Source organism: Paenibacillus alkalitolerans, assembly GCF_016482785.1.
Lineage (GTDB): Bacteria > Bacillota > Bacilli > Paenibacillales > YIM-B00363 > Paenibacillus_AE > Paenibacillus_AE alkalitolerans.
Window position 1 is genome coordinate 64,536 of sequence record NZ_JAEMXM010000008.1, and the last position, 14,272, is coordinate 78,807.

Sequence of the window (14,272 nt, forward strand, 5' to 3'; positions counted from 1 at the left end):
CGCAAGTATAAAGTATGACACTAGTGTCATAGTCAACATAAATAATTCAAATGTTTATTAAGGTCCGGTCAGACAAAATTAAGCATTTCTTAAGATTTGTCCTTCCATTATGTTAGGAAATAAGCTTTACAATTGTGTTAATTAAAGACAGTATGGAAATTGCTGAAAGGAGGCTGGACCGTGGTGAACCAATATCGTGTTCTGGTCGTTGATGATGATAAAGAAATACGGGATGCAATAGAGATTTATTTGAAAAATGAAGGGATTACGGTTGTGAAAGCTAAAGACGGATTAGAAGCGATCGAAGTGCTGAACGAGCAAGACATACACCTTATCGTGTTGGACATCATGATGCCGAGACAGGACGGGATTGCGACCACCTTTAAAATTAGAGAGAAGAAAAACATTCCGATCATTATGCTGAGCGCGAAGAGCGAGGATACGGACAAGGTTTGGGGGCTTCAAGCGGGGGCTGACGATTACGTCACGAAGCCGTTTAATCCGCTTGAGCTGATCGCCAGGGTGAAATCGCAGCTGCGAAGGTACGTAACATTGGGCAATTACGACGGTATGCAGAAGGTTGTCAATCTGCACGGGCTGACGTTAAACCAATCCGCCAAGGAGGTTGCGGTTGACGGCGAGGTTGTGAAGCTCACTCCGATTGAATACAAGATTGTCGAGCTGCTGATGGTCAACGCCGGTCGGGTATTCTCCATTAATGAAATATACGAACGGGTATGGAAAGAGCCGGGATTGAACGCGGAAAATACCGTAGCCGTACATATCCGCAAAATCCGTGAGAAGATCGAAATCGACCCGAAGAATCCGAGGTATTTAAAGGTGGTGTGGGGGATTGGATACAAGATGGAAAAATAGATCGCTTCTCGTCGCTTGGGCTCTTTTGTTTACGATGGGAATCAATGGGATTCTAAACTTGTTAACTGACGGGAGCACCTATATAAAGAAGGACTATTTTCAAACTCAGAAATTTGAGAATCAGCTGGCTCAATTTATAGACTATTTAAGCGTTTTCGAATTGAATTACATCCCCAAAGAAGAAGCGAAGAAGCTGATCACGGTTAACGACTGGGAAATTGAGCAATATCGCTACCGCAATGGAGATTTACCGCAGCAAATATCGGAAATCAAGGGCCGGTTCGACCACCTGATCGAGGATGCGATTGCCTCAAACAATAGGGATGAGGCGGACCTATATATTGCGGAACGGGACCGTAAGATCGAAGAGATCACAAATATATTCAAAAGCGATGAATATGTGAAAGCGATCATTATTAAAGAGAAAGAGCAGAAAATCGATGAGCAATATCAAGAGCAAGAGAGCCGCGGATCGGAATTTATGAAATATAGATCGGCGTTCAAGTATGTCCTGAGGGACATCGCCACAGGGAAAGTTTTCACCAACATATCGGCCGATGATGGCGCAAATCCGGTTCTCAAGCGCGAAGATATGCTGTTTGTCCGAAGCTATCCGTCATTATCCGCAGAAGGACGTGCATACCGCTACATTTATGATGAAATGAATCTCTTCACGAGGAAAGCCGGAGTTTTCGAAGGAGAGATCGGAGTAGCGGAATCGGCGTCGGCCTCAAGCTATGTTATGTCAAGTTACAATGATTTTACTAAGAGGAGAACAGCTTTCTTCATTTATACCGTTATCAGTATTCTGGCCTTAATAGGCAGCATTCAACTGTACAGAAGATATCCGGTTGCCGAGATGACTTCTGTTACGAACATTCAGCCGTATTACAATCGAATTCCGTTAGATGTCAGAGTAATAGTTCTTATCTTTTCAACGGTGATTGCATTCGCTTTTTTATTTGAAGGAGACGAAGCTCTCTACTACGAAGATGCTTATACCGTGCTTATTGAATCGTTATACCACTTGGTGTTCTCTACTCTCTTTCTATCGCTTGTCCTAATCCAAGGCAGATTGCTTAAGGGAGGATTTAGCGGAGCCTGGCGCAAGGCGCTTCTTTACAGAGGATATCAGAGGCTGAAGACGGCATTTATGATCAAATCCGTTGCCGCGCAGGTGTTCATCCTTATGTTCATTATGTTTGCTTTCGGAGCGGGATTGGCATTTGCGATTGTGGAGCCTGAAGTGTTTATTGTTTATGTTCCACTGCTTCTCGCTGTCGGTGTCCCTATACTCCTGTTTATTATTAAACGAGCCGGCTATTTTAACCAGATTGTCCATATTTCCTCCGATTCGGCACGTGGAAACTTCGAGCAAGATGTACCTGTAAAGGGTAAGTCCGCTTTAGCAAAACTGGCGGGAAATATCAACACTCTGAAATACGGCGTAAAAACATCGCAAAAGGAACAAGCCAAAAGCGAGCGGCTAAAGACGGAGCTCATCACGAATGTCAGCCATGACTTGCGGACACCGTTAACATCGATCATAACGTATACCAAGCTGCTGAAAAATAAGGATTTATCCGAAGCGGACCGGGATGCTTTTATGGAAATTATCGACCGCAAATCGCAGCGCTTGAAAGTGCTTATCGACGATCTATTCGAAGCGACCAAGATGGCTAGCGGGCAGATCCAATTGGTTAAGGAAAAAATTGATCTCGTTCAGCTTTTGCAGCAGGCGCTGGCCGAAAACAACGAAGCGATCAAGGAATCCGCATTACAATTCCGGGTATCAACGCCGGATATGCCGGTTATTGCCCTTGTTGACGGACAAAAGCTGTGGCGTGTATTCGATAACCTCATCGGAAACTGCCTCAAATATTCGTTGGAAAACACGAGGGTTTATATCTCGCTAAAAACAATGCAAGATCGGGCGGTCATCACCTTTAAGAACGTGACGAAATACGAGCTGAGCGAAAATATCGACGAATTATTCGAACGTTTCAAGCGCGGCGACGCGTCGCGGCATACGGAGGGCTCCGGCCTCGGCCTGGCCATTGCCAAGTCGATTATTGATCTGCACGAGGGAAATTTAGAGATGGACATTGACGGAGATTTATTCAAGGTCACCGTAACGTTAAAGACGGAAAACAATTAGAAAGGAGATGCGATTTGCTCCAAAACATACTGGACTTTCTAGAGGATTTCGGTGTCTGGGGTCTAGCCGTGCATTCGTTTGCGGATGCCGTCATTTTTCCGATTCCAGCCTTTTTTCTGCAAGTTTCCTTAAGTATGGTCGACCCGTCGTCGGCCTTGTGGCTGGCCACTGCCGGATATATAGCATGCCTGCTGGGGACGCCGTTCGGCTATCTCATCGGCAAAACGTTGGGAAACGCGGTCATGTACAAGATGTTAAAGAAGAAATGGGTCGATTCCGCGACTCAATTATTTCAAAAACACGGGGAACCGGCCATACTAATCGGGGCATTCACACCGATTCCGTTCAAAGTATTCACCATCCTGTCGGGCAGTCTGAATTATCCGTTATGGAAGCTGCTGGCATATGCCTCACTTGGCCGGGCGGTAAAGTTTTATGCAGTGGGTGTCCTGTTTTACATGTATGGTCAAGCTGCTGAAAGTATGGTGAAGGATGTTTCGCTCTATATTGCTGTGGGAGCGGTTTCTGTGATCGCGATATTTCTCCTGGTTAGAAGGCAAATCATCAACAAGAAGAGGTTCATAATGCTTGCAGCTGCTGACGGGAACCGGCCGGGGAAAGACCAAAGCGATTAATTGGGGAAGGCGACCGCAATCCATTCTAGGAGGAAAGAGGATGTCAACCGTATTAGTGGTAGATCACGACTCGTATATTCGGAAGGTTGTCGGCAGCTTCTTGTCCCGGGCGGGCTTCGCTGTCAAGGAGGTGACCAACGCGGACGAAGCGCTGATGGAGATGGAGCGGGGGGACGTGCAACTGACGATCTTGGACATCGTGCTTCCGGGAATGGACGGTTGGAGGCTTTGCGCCGAAATTCGCAGGGACCGCGACATTCCGATTCTAATTCTCACTGCGAAAGGCGAGACGGCGCATAAGGTGAAAGGATTTGACGCCGGAGCCGACGATTATCTCGTCAAGCCGTTCGATCCCGTCGAGCTGCTTGCCCGCGTGAAAGCATTGCTGAAGCGTTATCGCCTCACATCGTCGCCGACGTTGAACGCCGCGGGTATGACGCTGCATCTGCAGTCGTTCGAAATAGTCGTTGGCACCGAAGTCGTTACACTGCCGCCGAAGCAGTTCGGTCTGTTGTTCAAGCTGGCAGAAAATGTAGGGAGGACCGTTCTAAGAGAGCAGTTGATCCGGCACATCTGGGGATTCGATTTTGACGGCAACGAACGCACGCTCGATGTGCATGTAAACAAACTTCGCGACAAGCTTGCGGAGTGGAACCGCCGCGTCCGTATCAGCACTGTTCGAGGACTTGGCTATCGGTTGGAGGACGCCGGCGCCAATGAATGAAACGAATGTTTGACATAGAACATAGTAGTAACTATAATGGTTACAACTGGTGGTGATGTCTTTGAAGCAAATAAGCACGCGTTTTTCTATTGCTGTTCATATTCTGTCCGTCATTGCAATCACGAACGGGAACGATTGCACCGGGGACTTCATCGCGGGCAGTGTAAATACGAATCCGGTAATTATCCGCAGGATTATGGGTATGCTGAAGAAGGCGGGTTTAGTGGAAGTACGTCCTGGGGTAGGAGGCGCTTCTTTACTCAAGAGTCCTGAACAAATTACGCTTCTAGATGTGTATCGGGCTGTGAATTTAATTGAAGATAACCAATTATTCCGTGTTCACGAAGAACCCAATTATAACTGCCCTGTCGGACGGAATATTGAGACGGTTCTCCAATCCGAATTAAAAGAGGCTCAATCGGTAATGGAACAAAGGTTGGCGCAAACGACTTTGAGCCGGCTGACTGCAAAGTTTAAATAAACGAGAGCTCTTTAGAGCTTTTATTTTCACCTATGTTGTAACTTATATTGTTATAACGTTATGGATTACAACAACAAATATTGGGAGGAATGTACGATGAAAATGTTAGTCACAGGCGCAACAGGGAAATTAGGAATGAAAGTGGTCGAGACGTTATTGAAAACCGTGCCGGCCAGTCAACTCGTTGTCAGTGTCCGCAACCCGGAGAAAGCTGAAAGTTTCCGGGCACGGGGAGTAGATGTTCGACATGGAGACTTTGACCTTCCTGAAACATTGACTTCGGCTTTTCAAGGTATAGACCGGTTACTAATCATATCTGCCGACGGAGACAACGAAACAAGAATTCGTCAGCACGCCAATGCGGTAGCTGCGGCTCAACGCGCTCAAGTTGGATTCATTGCTTATACCAGTGTAGCAAATGCAAGCGAAAGCACTTTGTTCCTTGCTCCAGTACACCGAGCTACGGAAGAGGCTATCTTAAAAACAGGAATTCCCTACTCGTTCTTACGCAACAACTGGTACTTGGAGAACGAAATATCAAGCATTCAAGGTGTGATGGCTGGAGCGCCTTGGGTAACGTCCGCAGGAACGGGCAAATCAGGCTGGGCATCTAGAGAAGATTATGCGGAGGCGGCAGCGGCGGTGCTGGCCGGGAGCGGACACGAGAACACGATTTACGAGCTTTCCGGCAAGCTGATGACGCAAGAAGAACTGGCGTCCGCTCTTGGAACCGTATTAGGCAAGGAAGTCCCTGTGCAGCAGGTCGATGACGAGACTTATGCCGAAATCATGAAAGGTGCGGGAGTACCGGAATTCGTAATACCCATTCTCGTTGCAATCCAGGCTGCTATTCGGGAAGGTGCGTTGGAAATCGAAAGCAACGATTTCGAAAAGCTGCTCGGCCGTCCAATAACGCCAATCGGTGAGTCCTTGCGTGAAATTGTTAATGTAATTTCCCAGTAAAAGAACTGTCTTACATGGAGAACCGGCCTTTCGGAATGTAAAGGTCGGTTTTTTCTTTGCATTGTCATATTGACAAAACCAGATTATTTCCGCGTCACCGGCATATACATACTTCCGAGGACAATACATCTGCGATGCGGAAGAAATGATTGAAAGTATGGAGGGGATGTCAATGATCGGACGAGTAAGCAGAGGATTCGTTATTGGGCTGGTGTTTATCATGGCTTTGACCGCTTGCGGAGGAACGTCGCAGGTGGGAACGACGGAAACGGGAGAGAAGCCGTCCAGCCTCATCATTGCGACCGGCGGCACCGCGGGCACTTATTATCCGCTTGGCGGGGGAATCGCCAACCTGATTAAAGAGAAGGCCAATACGAACGCCACTGCGCAGGTGACCGGAGCGGCGGTCGAAAATATGCGCTTAATCGGCAAGAAAGAAGTCGATCTGGCGATTACGCAAGGCGATATAGCGGATTACGCGGCAAACGGTACGGAAATGTTTAAGGACGAAGCGGTTAAGAATTTGCAGGCTATCGGCGCTCTTTACCAAGAGACGATTCAAATCGTCGTATCGGAGAAGAGCGGGATTACATCCGTGTCGGGGCTTAAAGGCAAAAAAGTTTCCGTAGGCGCGCCGGGAAGCGGCACGGAGGTGAATGCCAGACAAATTCTTGAAGTGTACGGCCTTACCTTTGACGATCTTAGCTTGGAGCGTCTGTCCTTCGGCGATTCGGCGAAAAAAATTCAAGACGGCGGATTGGATGCGGCGTTCGTAACGGCGGGTGCGCCGACGGCGGCGATAAACGAGCTGGCTGCGACGACCGGAATCCGGATTCTATCGATCGAAGACGACAAGATTAAAGCCATTACGGATAATTTCAAGTTTTACAGCCAGCAAGTGATAGCTGCCAATACTTACCCCAAACAAGAGACAGAAGTCAAAACCGTCGCGGTGAAAGCCATTATGACCGTAAGAGCCGAACTGGACGCGCAGCTCGTCTACGACATCACCAAGACGATCTATGAAAATACGCAGCCGCTCATTGCTATCAACGCGAAGGCGAATGAAATACAAACCGATAAAGCGTTGGAAGGTATCAGTATTCCGCTGCATCCGGGTGCGGAGAAGTACCTTAAGGAACAAGGCGTAATCAAATGATTAACGTAACATCGCGGGTGTGGGGGCGGGCTCCCGCACCTGTTTTTCATCGCATCGGTCTGTGGCTGATCTTGTTCGTAACGGTTGTATCTGCGGCGGTGTGGTTATGGGCTTCGACCATTCCGGCCTTAACGATCAGACAAGCAGCAGACGGACGCGTCGTCTTTCAATCACCGGTAGATCAGGGCAGCCGATTCTCGCTTGTATACATTCATTCGATTCACCGCACGCCGGTGGAGGAGTTTTTTGTCATTAATGAGAATAGGCAAATCGTTCTCGACTCCATGGTATTTGAATCTTATGGGGTTGGGATGCCGACTTCGCTCGAAGGCAGTGAAACCTTTCGAATGGCAGACGGAAAGATGCGGATCGAGAACATCCATCGGACGTTGGATTCCTTTGATCTTCGAATCGGGCAGGTTGTGGCCGACCACAAGCTGCGTGTCCGGGATCAAGTAATCCCTCTTTCGCAGCTAAGTAAGCCGGGTTCGGCGATACGATTTGAAATCAGCCGTCTGCATGTATGGATGTTGTTGAAAGGGGGGGTTCGCCTTGACCGATAATCCGAAGGTGCCGGAATCCATGAGCCAGGCAGAGATACAGAAGATGATCGGCAAATACGATCCTGATTTTGCTTTGCGGCGGCTTGAAGGAACGATGAGAGCCGTTACATTCACGTTTGCCGTACTGTTTTCGGTGTATCAGCTGTACGTCAGCTTTTTTACCCCGTTACCGGATCAAGTGCATCGTGCGGTACACCTTTCTTTCGGATTAGGTCTTATCTTTCTCTTATATCCTTCCACGAAAAAAGCTCGGGGCGGCCGAATCCCGTGGTACGATTATTTATTGGCGGCACTAGGGATCGGAGTAGGGCTATACTGGCTTCTGAACTTTGAGGCGCTGTTTAACCGTATCGGCAGCTTTACCACAACCGATATGATCGTCGGCGGACTTGCGGTGGTGCTGGTTCTCATTGCTGCGCTCCGTGTGGTTGGGGTTCCAATCGTGGCGATTACGGTAGTTTTTCTGCTTTATGCTTATTACGGCAATCAGATGCCTGGATTTCTGGAGCACCGGGGTGTATCGCTTGAACGGTTGATCGGCCAGATGTATTTTACATCGGAAGGGATATTGGGAACGCCGCTTATGGTTTCCGCAAGCTTTATTTTTCTTTTTCTTTTATTTGGTTCATTTTTGGACAAAACGAGTGTAGGCGGCTACTTCAACGATCTTTCCTTATTTGTAGCGGGAAGGCGGATCGGGGGACCGGCTAAGGTGACGATTTTCTCAAGCGCCTTGCAGGGTACGATTAGCGGCAGTTCCGTCGCTAATGTGGTGACCTCCGGAGCCTTCACGATCCCGCTGATGAAGCGGATCGGGTACAGGCGCGAATTTGCCGGAGCGGTGGAAGCGTCCTCTTCAACAGGCGGCCAAATTATGCCCCCAATCATGGGCGCGGCTGCATTTCTCATGGCTGAGTTCACGAACACCCCTTACTCCCAAGTCGCGCTGGCCGCGTTAATTCCGGCACTGCTGTTTTTTGCAGGGATTTGGATTATGGTGCATTTTGAAGCGAAGCGGCTCGGACTGAGGGGGCTTAGATCGGAAGAGCTGCCGGGGGGCAAGGAGGTTTTGCAAAAGCTGTACTTATTGATCCCGATCTTTGCGATGATCGGATTCCTAATGTCCGGCATGTCCCCTATGCGCTCGGCGATCTATGGTATTTTGTCGGTTATAGCGGTAGGTGCCGTTCGTAAAGCTACGCGTATGTCGTTTGGGGATATTTTATCGGCACTGGCAGACGGGGCTAGATCGGCTCTTGGCGTGGTTGCCGCAACCGCATGTGCAGGGATGATCGTCGGCGTCGTCACGTTGACGGGCATCGGCTTGAAATTCGCGAACGGACTGTTGGAGCTGGCCGGCGGCCTGCTGCTGCCTACGCTGATCCTCACAATGCTGGCAAGCTTGCTGCTTGGCATGGGCACGCCGACTACGGCCAACTATATTATTACCTCGACGATTGCCGCGCCGGCTATTGTTGCACTGGACTATCCCGTTCCCCTGTTGGCCGCTCATATGTTTGTCTTCTATTTCGGTATCGCAGCGGATATTACGCCGCCTGTTGCGTTAGCGTCCTTTGCGGCTTCGGGCATTGCCGATTCCAACCCGCTGAAAACAGGCGTGGAATCGACACGGGTGGCGATTGCCGCCTTTATCATTCCGTTCATCTTCGTTTACCAGCCTCAGCTGCTGCTTATCGATACTACGTGGGTCGAAGCGACCAACGTGACGGTTACCGCCGTAATCGGCATGATCGGTGTCGGAGCGGGAATGATCGGATTCTGGCTGCGGCGGTTACATACTTTCGAAAGGTTAATCGTCATAGCGGCGGGGCTTCTGCTCATTATCCCGGGACTTGTTACCGATCTTGTCGGGTTTGGTACGCTCGGAGGCATGCTGACGCTGCAGTATGTTCAGAGAAGGAGGCACGGCAGGGGCCTTGCCGGATAATGATTGATGAGCTGACTAATTTTGAGCCGCGATAGACCAAATCCAAAGAGCAGTCGGACAAGGATAACCCTGTCCAACTGCTCTTTCGTTAAGAAGGACCGCCGATCAAAGAAAAAGAGGCCGTCACCTCAAACTTTTTGGGACAGCCCCTTTTCGGTTCTAACCCAGGCCAAACAGTAACTATGTTCAAAAAGCCGGGCCCGTGTTGGTGTATAACCTCTAAAAAACATATTTACAGGTTATATGGGTTCTGATATGATTACATCATAAACCGGTAAATATAAATTTTAAAGGTTAGAATAAAGAGGCAAAGAGGATGATTGTAAATGAAGCTTCAACGTTTACCCTGGGCAGGAATCCGCATACTAGCAGGTGATACAGCGATTGTTATCGATCCGATAACCCGAATCCCCGAGAAGTTCGGAGGTTCGCGGGAGCCTATGTATCCGCTGGACAGTTTCGGCAAAGCAGATGCCGTATTGATAACTCATCTGCATGACGATCATTTCGACCCCGAAGCGATTATCGCTGCATACGGAGCTTCGGTTCCGGTCTATGTCCCTGCTGAAGTTGCAGACGCCGCTCGGGCTGCCGGTCTTGAGAAGGTGACCGGCGCAGCGGTCGGTTCGTCATTCGAGCTTGGGGACGGCATAACTGTAACCGCGACATTTTCCGTTGACGGGATCGGCGATATACAGGTAGCCTGGATTATTGAGGGAGCCGGCCGTAAGGTCATTCATTGCGGGGATACGTTGTGGCACGGCTATTGGTGGAAGATTGCCAAGAGATACGGACCTTTCGATGCGGCTTTCCTGCCTGTCAACGGCGCCGTTCTTGAACTGCCGGGCATGGCGTCCAGCTCTCAGCCAATCTGCTTAACGCCTGAGCAGGCGATTTCCGCGGCGGCTATTCTCGAAGCCGGGACGCTCGTCCCGATTCACTATGGAGCGCTGCACTATCCGCCAATCTACAATGAGACGCCGGATATTGGGCCCCGTCTTGCGGCAGCCGCGGAAGACAAAGTGAAGCTGAGTATGATTAAGGCGACAGAGAACGTTACTTTGTAATACCGTGACTTAGCATAAGGAGAAGAATCATCAATGGAACAAAACAAGTTTACACTCGGCGGCGCGCTGTGGATTAATCTGGCCAATACCATCATGATGCAAGACGGGAAGAAAGCGGATGTTCTCAAAGAGCCGGCGAACATCCGGCGGTGGCTGGAGGAGAACGGCTTGTTAAACGGAGAAATCGATGAAGCTCCGACTCCGGACTCCATTGAGCATGAGTTGGCACTGCTACGGGAAATTTGCACGGATACGATCTCCGATATAGTTACGGAAGGCCGGCTGTCCGATCAAACCTTCTCCAGGCTCGCGAAGAAATCAAGCGAGCTCGTTGTAGACGTTTGCATCGACATTAGGGAAGATCGGCTTGCGCTTATCCACGAAGGCCGGGGCCTAGCCGGCAGGGTGGGTTATGCGGTGCTGAATTCCCTCGTCGAGACGATTGGCAAATTTCCGCCGGAACGGATCCGTAAGTGCGAGCATGAGGCGTGCATCATTCATTTCGTAGACTCATCCAAAAGCGGCAAGCGCCGCTGGTGCAGCATGGACTTATGCGGCAACCGCCAGAAGGCGGCGGAGTTTTACGCTAGACGTAAAGAACGTTTAGGGAGATGAACCCTCAATAAATATAATAGCCATCGTAATATCACCCTGTTAATTCACGAGCAAGCTTGAAGGGGATTGGATATGTTCGGCATATCTTTTAGCTTCTTGAGAGAGATAGGCATCGGTTCCTTGAGAAGCGCTATAGGTAACAAAAGAAGGAAGGAAAGTACCGTTGCACTTGGTGACGGTTCTTTCGATCGGTCTTAAAAATTCACTGATCGTAAACCAATTGTCCCCGCCGGCACGATAGCAATTTTCCGGGCCTCCCGTCGTTGTTGCAATTATAAATTCCTTCCCTTTCAATTTTTCGCCTCCCGGTCCGAAAGCCCATCCATACGTAAATACATCGTCAAACCACTTTTTTAATAACGGCGGACAGCTGTACCAGAAAAAGGGAAATTGTAAAACTATACGGTCGTAGACTAGGAGCAATTGCTGCTCCTTCTCCACGTCAATATTCCAATCCGGGTACTCCCGATACAGATCTCGGACATCGATGTTTTCATGATTATTCAACTCATGCATCAAGGCTCGATTGGCGCGGGATATCTCTAAGTTCGGATGTGCAACGATCGTAACAATCTTCATTTCATGGTCCTCCTGGCTATTTAAAAATTATGTTGTTTACACCCCCCTATTATCGATTCGATTTTTATCTTTGAAAAGTACGCTCTTTATTCATACTTAGTCTTGAAAAACGTACTGTAGAGTATTGCTCTATCTCGGGGTAGTACGTTTAGCCGCAATAAGTACGTAAATCAAAAGTACTATTTGTATTGTATATATTTTGGTAAAGTAGAGAGATGAGGGATTCGGCTTTAGGATGACATTGGAAAGGTGGTTCAAAGCGATGTCGCATGAACCTGCAAGTGATATAGATAGCCAAACATCGAGTTTGCGGAGTTACATTGATTCTCCGGTTATGCAGGAAAAGCTGTATAAACGGACGCTGCTTATCGTTGTCATTGCACAAGTTTTCGGCGGAGCGGGACTTGCGGCAGGCGTTACAGTGGGAGCGCTCCTTGCCCAGGAGATGTTCGGAACGGACAGCTTGGCGGGTATTCCCTCCGCGTTGTTCACGCTGGGTTCCGCTGCCGGCGCAATGCTAGTCGGGCGGTTCTCTCAACGCTTCGGGCGCCGATGGGGACTCGCGGGCGGCTTCCTTGCAGGAGGCATTGGCGCGATCGGGGTTATTGTTGCTGCAGTAGGTGAAAATATTGCGCTTCTTCTTGCTTCCATGCTTGTCTATGGAATAGGCACGGCTACAAACCTGCAAGCACGCTATGCAGGTACTGACTTGGCAAAGCCCGCACAGCGGGCAACCGCAGTCAGCATTGCATTGGTTTCAACCACATTCGGCGCCGTTGCGGGACCTAACTTGGTTGATGTAATGGGCGGATTTGCTGTATCGCTAGGCATCCCCGCATTAGCAGGTCCTTTCATATTAGGCGCTGCGGCGTTCACTCTTGCCGGTCTGGTATTTCTGGTGTTCCTTCGGCCGGACCCGTTCGTTGTGGCGAAAGCAATCGCTCAAGCGCAGGAAACGGATCGGAGCGGTCGCTCAAGCATAAACTTGGCTATTCAATCAACAAACAGCAGAGGGCTCGTGGTCGGGGTGACCGTAATGGTGTTAACCCAAATCGTTATGGTCGCGATAATGACAATGACGCCGGTACATATGAAGCACCACGGACATGGTTTGGGTGACGTAGGATTGGTAATCGGAATTCATATCGGTGCGATGTTCCTTCCATCCCTCATAACAGGCGTCCTCGTTGACAAGGTCGGACGAACCGCAATGTCGGTTGCTTCCGGCGCCATTTTGCTTGCTGCCGGAACTGTTGCCGCCGTTGCGCCGGCCGGTTCCATGCCGCTGCTGGTCACTGCTTTAGCGCTGCTAGGGCTTGGTTGGAACTTAGGCTTAATTAGCGGCACAGCTCTCATTGTGGATGCGACTCATCCGGCCGCTCGCGCAAAAACTCAAGGAACGGTCGATGTCTTGATTGCTTTGGCCGGAGCCTCAGGCGGAGCGCTTTCCGGCATGGTTGCGGCACATTCCAGTTTCGCGACACTCTCGCTTGCCGGCGGCTTCCTTTCACTGTTATTGATCCCGGTCGTTATCTGGTCCCACAGCGGCCGAAAGATTGAAAAATCGGAAAATATGCCTGCTTAATTGCGGTCCAATCTTGGAAGCCGTTCCAATAAATCCGAACCGAACGGATGATCCACGATGTACTTCCAGCTTCCGTCGGGTTGCTTTCTTACAATTTCCGAAGTATGACCTTGCAATTGAATCGGATTGCCGTCCGCGTCTGTGAAACCAAGGATAAAATGAGCCCGCATCAAGGCGACGGTTAATTCCCCAAGTGTCGAGGCATGTTCTTACTATGCAGCTACGGGAACTGGAGGAGAGCCGCATTGTACAGCGAACTATATTCGCATCTGTTCCTCCAAAGGTGGAGTACGCGTTAACGGAGTTTGGCAAAAGCTTGGAGCCTATTCTCGAACGAATGGTCGAAGCGGGCGAGCATTATGTCGCTTTGAAAAAGAAAGAAACGAACGATACTTAAGAGAAATTTGGAAATCCACTCGGCAATATTGGGTGGTTTTTTTTGTCTATAACATAAGAATTTAATGCTCAGTCGCTCCAAACGAAACAAGTGACGGCAGAACGGGTGCGCTTGTTCCACAGTGAAACACTATAGTTCACGGATGAACTACGCTGTGCCGGAGTGAAACAAAAGGCGATTGCACAGGTGCGCTTGTTCTACAGTGAAACACGATAGGTCACGGATGAACTACGGTGTGCCGGAGTGAAACACAAGGCGATTGAACAGGTGCGCGTGTTCGACAGTGAAACACGATAGGTCACGGATGAACTACGGTGTGCCGGAGTGAAACACAAGGCGATTGAACAGGTGCGCGTGTTCGACAGTGAAACACGATAGGTCACGGATGAACTACGGTGTGCCGGAGTGAAACAAAAGGCGATTGAACAGGTGCGCTTGTTCCACAGTGAAACACAATAGTTCACGGATGAACTACGTTGTGCCGGAGTGAAACAAAAGGCGATTGAACAGGTGCGCTTGTTC

General features: G+C 49.4%; 15 protein-coding genes. 13 read left to right on the forward strand and 2 right to left on the reverse strand.

What is annotated here, in order from left to right; translation table 11 throughout:
• Positions 1–183 precede the first annotated feature (183 nt).
• The 11 genes from JET16_RS14525 to JET16_RS14575 all read left to right on the forward strand — a co-directional run bounded on the left by JET16_RS14525 (position 184) and on the right by JET16_RS14575 (position 11,189).
• Positions 184–876: a response regulator transcription factor gene (locus JET16_RS14525; protein ID WP_199616973.1), complete on the forward strand. Its 693-nt coding sequence runs from the start codon at positions 184–186 to the stop codon at positions 874–876.
• Positions 854–3,034 (forward strand): sensor histidine kinase, encoded by a 2,181-nt coding sequence (locus JET16_RS14530; RefSeq protein WP_199616974.1) that lies wholly within the window; start codon positions 854–856, stop codon positions 3,032–3,034. The genes JET16_RS14525 and JET16_RS14530 overlap by 23 nt, the downstream gene beginning before the upstream one ends.
• 14 nt (positions 3,035–3,048) lie before the next feature.
• The gene (locus tag JET16_RS14535; protein ID WP_199616975.1) at positions 3,049–3,669 is read left to right on the forward strand and encodes a YqaA family protein; all 621 of its coding nucleotides are present in this window, start codon (positions 3,049–3,051) and stop codon (positions 3,667–3,669) included.
• 40 nt (positions 3,670–3,709) lie between these two features.
• Positions 3,710–4,393, forward strand: coding sequence for a response regulator transcription factor (locus tag JET16_RS14540; RefSeq protein ID WP_199616976.1), 684 nt, complete (start codon positions 3,710–3,712; stop codon positions 4,391–4,393).
• 55 nt (positions 4,394–4,448) lie between these two features.
• The gene (locus tag JET16_RS14545) at positions 4,449–4,874 is read left to right on the forward strand and encodes an Rrf2 family transcriptional regulator (protein WP_199616977.1); all 426 of its coding nucleotides are present in this window, start codon (positions 4,449–4,451) and stop codon (positions 4,872–4,874) included.
• Positions 4,875–4,970: 96 nt separating this feature from the next.
• Positions 4,971–5,837, forward strand: coding sequence for an SDR family oxidoreductase (locus tag JET16_RS14550; protein ID WP_199616978.1), 867 nt, complete (start codon positions 4,971–4,973; stop codon positions 5,835–5,837).
• Between the two features lie 172 nt (positions 5,838–6,009).
• On the forward strand, positions 6,010–6,996 hold the full coding sequence (locus tag JET16_RS14555; protein ID WP_199616980.1) for a TAXI family TRAP transporter solute-binding subunit: 987 nt from the start codon (positions 6,010–6,012) through the stop codon (positions 6,994–6,996).
• The gene (locus JET16_RS14560; RefSeq protein WP_199616982.1) at positions 6,993–7,559 is read left to right on the forward strand and encodes a DUF1850 domain-containing protein; all 567 of its coding nucleotides are present in this window, start codon (positions 6,993–6,995) and stop codon (positions 7,557–7,559) included. The genes JET16_RS14555 and JET16_RS14560 overlap by 4 nt, the downstream gene beginning before the upstream one ends.
• Before the next feature lie 19 nt (positions 7,560–7,578).
• Positions 7,579–9,507 (forward strand): TRAP transporter permease, encoded by a 1,929-nt coding sequence (locus JET16_RS14565; protein ID WP_199617215.1) that lies wholly within the window; start codon positions 7,579–7,581, stop codon positions 9,505–9,507.
• Between the two features lie 326 nt (positions 9,508–9,833).
• Entirely contained in the window at positions 9,834–10,574 is a 741-nt protein-coding gene (locus JET16_RS14570) for an MBL fold metallo-hydrolase (protein ID WP_199616984.1), read from the forward strand.
• A gap of 33 nt (positions 10,575–10,607) precedes the next feature.
• A complete protein-coding gene (locus tag JET16_RS14575; protein ID WP_199616986.1) occupies positions 10,608–11,189 on the forward strand; it encodes a CGNR zinc finger domain-containing protein in 582 nt (193 codons plus the stop codon).
• Between the two features lie 39 nt (positions 11,190–11,228).
• Here JET16_RS14575 and JET16_RS14580 read toward each other — a convergent pair whose 3' ends face one another.
• A complete protein-coding gene (locus tag JET16_RS14580) occupies positions 11,229–11,768 on the reverse strand; it encodes an NAD(P)H-dependent oxidoreductase (protein ID WP_199616987.1) in 540 nt (179 codons plus the stop codon).
• A 262-nt stretch (positions 11,769–12,030) separates the two neighbouring features.
• Between JET16_RS14580 and JET16_RS14585 the strand changes: the two genes are divergently transcribed.
• On the forward strand, positions 12,031–13,353 hold the full coding sequence (locus JET16_RS14585; RefSeq protein WP_199617217.1) for an MFS transporter: 1,323 nt from the start codon (positions 12,031–12,033) through the stop codon (positions 13,351–13,353).
• Here the strand turns inward: JET16_RS14585 and JET16_RS14590 are convergent.
• The gene (locus JET16_RS14590; protein ID WP_233531607.1) at positions 13,350–13,526 is read right to left on the reverse strand and encodes a YybH family protein; all 177 of its coding nucleotides are present in this window, start codon (positions 13,524–13,526) and stop codon (positions 13,350–13,352) included. The two genes, JET16_RS14585 and JET16_RS14590, sit on opposite strands and share 4 nt — an antisense overlap.
• Before the next feature lie 41 nt (positions 13,527–13,567).
• On the opposite strand from JET16_RS14590, the gene JET16_RS14595 reads away from it, so the two are divergent.
• Positions 13,568–13,750: a winged helix-turn-helix transcriptional regulator gene (locus JET16_RS14595; RefSeq protein WP_199616989.1), complete on the forward strand. Its 183-nt coding sequence runs from the start codon at positions 13,568–13,570 to the stop codon at positions 13,748–13,750.
• Positions 13,751–14,272: the final 522 nt, after the last annotated feature.

Bases quoted from the DNA above. Each gene is read 5' to 3' on its own strand.
- JET16_RS14550 (WP_199616978.1), top strand. From the start codon at position 4,971: ATGAAAATGTTAGTCACAGGCGCAACAGGGAAATTAGGAATGAAAGTG.
- JET16_RS14545 (WP_199616977.1), top strand. From the start codon at position 4,449: ATGTCTTTGAAGCAAATAAGCACGCGTTTTTCTATTGCTGTTCATATT.
- JET16_RS14560 (WP_199616982.1), top strand. From the start codon at position 6,993: ATGATTAACGTAACATCGCGGGTGTGGGGGCGGGCTCCCGCACCTGTT.
- JET16_RS14595 (WP_199616989.1), top strand. From the start codon at position 13,568: ATGCAGCTACGGGAACTGGAGGAGAGCCGCATTGTACAGCGAACTATA.
- JET16_RS14570 (WP_199616984.1), top strand. From the start codon at position 9,834: ATGAAGCTTCAACGTTTACCCTGGGCAGGAATCCGCATACTAGCAGGT.
- JET16_RS14580 (WP_199616987.1), bottom strand. From the start codon at position 11,768: ATGAAGATTGTTACGATCGTTGCACATCCGAACTTAGAGATATCCCGC.
- JET16_RS14575 (WP_199616986.1), top strand. From the start codon at position 10,608: ATGGAACAAAACAAGTTTACACTCGGCGGCGCGCTGTGGATTAATCTG.
- JET16_RS14555 (WP_199616980.1), top strand. From the start codon at position 6,010: ATGATCGGACGAGTAAGCAGAGGATTCGTTATTGGGCTGGTGTTTATC.
- JET16_RS14540 (WP_199616976.1), top strand. From the start codon at position 3,710: ATGTCAACCGTATTAGTGGTAGATCACGACTCGTATATTCGGAAGGTT.
- JET16_RS14585 (WP_199617217.1), top strand. From the start codon at position 12,031: ATGTCGCATGAACCTGCAAGTGATATAGATAGCCAAACATCGAGTTTG.
- JET16_RS14565 (WP_199617215.1), top strand. From the start codon at position 7,579: ATGAGCCAGGCAGAGATACAGAAGATGATCGGCAAATACGATCCTGAT.